Below are 3,562 nucleotides of genomic sequence, written 5' to 3' on the forward strand. Positions count from 1 at the left end.
GAAGAAAAATAAAAAAATTAAGAACTCTCTGCTCTTATCACTGAGCAGAAAATCCTTAATTTTCTTTGATAGTTTTAAATATGTATATTCTATTTTCCTACGATCAAACATAGGCACTTATTTATCAACTATTATTTAGATTGATTGCTAGCAGCTGAAGCATCAGCGAAAATAGAATTCTTGTCTATTTTAATCTTTACATTAGAAGCAATCTCAAGTACTATGTAATCGTCAGTAATTTCCTTGATTGTTCCGTGGATACCACCTGCAGTAATCACATTCTGATTTACCTGAAGAGATTTACGGAAATTTGCTATTTCTTTTTGCTTCTTATTCTGAGGACGGATCATAAAGAAATACATGATAACAAACATAGCTATCAGCATGATCCACATCATACTTCCACCTCCGGCAGCACCGGCAGGAGCTTGCAATAATACAGTCAATACGTTCATAAATAATCTGTTTTAGTTTCTACTATATGGACAAAGGTATCAGTTTTTAGTCAACTTACCTTCTTTTTTTAATTGATTAACTATTCCATCCAGCGTACCGTTGATAAAGCTACCGCTTTTAGCTGTGCTATACAACTTCGCTATCTCTACATATTCATTTAACGAAACACTGACCGGAATGTTCGGGAAACTAAGAATTTCTGCTAATGCAGTCTGCATAATGATAACGTCCATAAATGCAATACGGTCCAGATCCCAATTTTTTGTATTCTCACTAACCAAATGACGGTAATAGTCGGAATTCAAAATAGTACGACGGAACAGACGACGTGCAAACTCTTGATCTTCGTCATCCTTAAATTCCGGAAGCAGTTCCTGGTTGGCACCCTTCTTTTCATCAAAACGTTTGATCGTTTTCAGGACGAATGTATCTACAATTTCTTTGTCATCATTCCAATACAGACTCTGATCTTCCAATACCTGATCGAGAGAATTATTATTAAAGATGTATGTTTTATAGAGTTTTCTCCATAATTCACGATCGGCCTCGTATGAGTGGTCGTCAGAAGCCATATAATCTTTATAGATATCGGTTTCTACAATTTTCTCATAAAGTTCCTTGATGAAGTCCTGGTCGTTTGCCCAAGTTCTTTTTTGATTGGCTATAAACTCTACCAATTGCTTATTGACTTCCAATTGAGCAATAAACTTGTTATCTACGAACTTCCTGTTGGGATACAACTCCTCTTTCGTAGGTGCCAATTTAGCTTTTGCCGCATCAATACGTTTTTGTGCATACTCTGTCAATGCTATCATCAGCATTAGCAAATAATTATAAAGGTCATACGCCTTTGAAAGACTAAAGAATAACTCTTTCTCCGCTGAGTCTAGATTTTTGCTGCCATTTTGATAATAGGCATATACTATCTGTATAATCTTAAGACGAATAAGAACTCTGTTGATCATAATTCAAATTAATACTGTTGTTATCGAACTGCAAAAGTAGATATTTTTAATGAGTTTCCACTAATAAATCACATTTTTTAATGCAGTATTTGATTCTCTGCGCTTTTTCTTTTGACAGTTTAAAAAAAATATCCAATTTTGAGGCCGATTATAAACGGACCGAAAGATATGGAAGATTTAAAAAAGAAAATGAGCGCAGACATGAATGATAAGGAGATTGTATTCTCCAAGTCCATTAAAGCAGGTAAACGCATCTATTACCTTGACGTAAAGAAGAATCGTAAAGATGAAATGTTCCTGGCTATTACAGAGAGTAAGAAAGTGATAACGGGAGAAGGTGACGATTCTCAGGTTAGTTTCGAAAAACACAAAATCTTCCTATATAGGGAGGACTTTCAGAAGTTTATGGCAGGACTCGAAGAAGCAGTCAACTTCATTGAGTGCAGTGATGCGAACGAATACATCGCCCGCCTGAACACCGAAGCGGATGAAGAAAGTGAACAGAAAGCAATCGAAGAAGCCCGGGAAAACAAGTTAGAGAGCGAAATTAAGATCGATATTGACTTTTAAGAAAGTAACTCTTTGATATTTCAAAAAAAAGACGTACTTTTGCACCGCTTTTTTGCAACATCGTGTGATAATCCACATCGTGTGATGGTGAATTAAGCAAACTAACTTAATTTAGAGTAACACAAATTTTTAAAGAAATGAAATCAATTGAAGTAAAAGGAACTGCAAGAACAATTGCAGAACGCTCTTCTGAACAAGCAAGAGCTTTGAAAGAAATTCGTAAGAACGGTGGTGTACCTTGTGTACTTTACGGAGGTAATGAAGTAGTTCACTTCACAGTGACTAACGAAGGACTTCGTAACTTGGTTTATACTCCGCACATCTACGTTGTAGACTTGGTTATCGATGGCAAAAAAGTAAACGCTATCCTGAAAGATATTCAGTTCCACCCGGTAAAAGATACTATCCTGCATGTTGACTTCTATCAGATTGACGAAGCTAAACCTATCGTAATGGAAGTACCTGTACAATTGGAAGGTCTTGCAGAAGGTGTGAAAGCCGGTGGTAAACTTGCACTGCAGATGCGTAAGATCAAAGTGAAAGCTTTGTACAATGTAATTCCTGAAAAACTGATCGTTAACGTTTCTCACCTGGGATTGGGCAAGACTGTTAAAGTTGGCGAATTGAGTTTCGAAGGCCTTGAACTGATTAGTGCTAAAGAAGCCGTTGTATGTGCCGTTAAGTTGACTCGTGCAGCAAGAGGTGCAGCAGCAGCCGCTGGCAAGTAATTGAGATTATCCCTGTAAAGAGATATACTTCAAACGCAGATTAATGCAGATTAAAGCAGATGTTCAGTCTGCATTAATTTGTATTAATCTGCGTTTCTCTTTCTATATTAATGAACTGTTTTACGGAAAAACGATGATAAAATATTTAGTTGTCGGACTGGGAAACATTGGTCCCGAGTATCATGAAACCCGACATAATATCGGATTCATGACAGTAGAAGCATTGGCCAGAATTAACAATGCTCCTCCTTTTATGGATGGGCGCTATGGATTCACCACCAGCTTTTCCATCAAAGGACGTCAGTTGATCCTGCTCAAGCCATCGACTTTTATGAACCTGAGTGGATTGGCCGTTCGCTATTGGATGCAGAAAGAAAATATTCCATTAGAAAATGTACTGATCGTAGTAGACGATCTGGCCCTTCCTTTCGGAACGTTACGTCTAAAAGGAAAAGGAAGTGATGCAGGCCATAACGGATTAAAGCATATTGCCGCCACTCTGGGGACTCAAAACTATGCCCGTCTGCGTTTTGGAATCGGGAGTGATTTTCCACGTGGCAGACAAATCGATTACGTACTCGGTCACTTCACTGATGAAGACTGGAAGACAATGGATGAAAGACTGGAGATGGCAGGGGAAATTATCAAAAGTTTCTGTCTTGCCGGTATCGACATCACAATGAACCAGTTCAACAAGAAATGACGAACCCGTTCTATAAAAAATAAAGATAGTAATGAACGGTTAGCGATCAATGATAACGTCCACTAACCAACTAATTACTTATCACTAAATAATGCGAATCAGTATTTGATTTATTAGTTAAAAATTAGCGTAATTAGTGC

The 3,562-nt window shown here is 37.5% G+C and carries 5 protein-coding genes and 1 pseudogene; 3 read left to right on the forward strand and 3 right to left on the reverse strand.

All coding sequences use genetic code 11. The annotated features are described in order from the left end of the window. From ACT8YW_RS22460 to nusB, 3 genes and pseudogenes are all read right to left on the reverse strand, one after another. Positions 1-111, reverse strand: a pseudogene (locus ACT8YW_RS22460) (YbbR-like domain-containing protein); the annotation flags it as partial. Positions 112-131: 20 nt separating this feature from the next. Further along, positions 132-455, reverse strand: coding sequence for a preprotein translocase subunit YajC (gene yajC / locus ACT8YW_RS22465; RefSeq protein ID WP_004302063.1), 324 nt, complete (start codon positions 453-455; stop codon positions 132-134). Between the two features lie 39 nt (positions 456-494). Beyond that, a complete protein-coding gene (gene nusB / locus ACT8YW_RS22470; RefSeq protein ID WP_444107203.1) occupies positions 495-1,421 on the reverse strand; it encodes a transcription antitermination factor NusB in 927 nt (308 codons plus the stop codon). Positions 1,422-1,589: 168 nt separating this feature from the next. Here nusB and ACT8YW_RS22475 point away from each other — a divergent pair, with 168 nt between their 5' ends. The 3 genes from ACT8YW_RS22475 (at position 1,590) to pth (ending at position 3,422) form a co-directional block, all read left to right on the forward strand. Then, complete coding sequence (locus ACT8YW_RS22475; RefSeq protein ID WP_004302061.1) at positions 1,590-1,991, forward strand: PUR family DNA/RNA-binding protein; 402 nt, start codon at positions 1,590-1,592, stop codon at positions 1,989-1,991. Positions 1,992-2,128: 137 nt separating this feature from the next. Then, complete coding sequence (locus ACT8YW_RS22480) at positions 2,129-2,719, forward strand: 50S ribosomal protein L25/general stress protein Ctc (RefSeq protein ID WP_004302060.1); 591 nt, start codon at positions 2,129-2,131, stop codon at positions 2,717-2,719. Positions 2,720-2,855: 136 nt separating this feature from the next. Further along, positions 2,856-3,422 (forward strand): aminoacyl-tRNA hydrolase, encoded by a 567-nt coding sequence (pth, locus tag ACT8YW_RS22485; protein WP_444107204.1) that lies wholly within the window; start codon positions 2,856-2,858, stop codon positions 3,420-3,422. Positions 3,423-3,562 lie beyond the last annotated feature (140 nt).

The organism is Bacteroides sp. (assembly GCF_052357945.1).
Classification (GTDB): Bacteria; Bacteroidota; Bacteroidia; order Bacteroidales; family Bacteroidaceae; genus Bacteroides.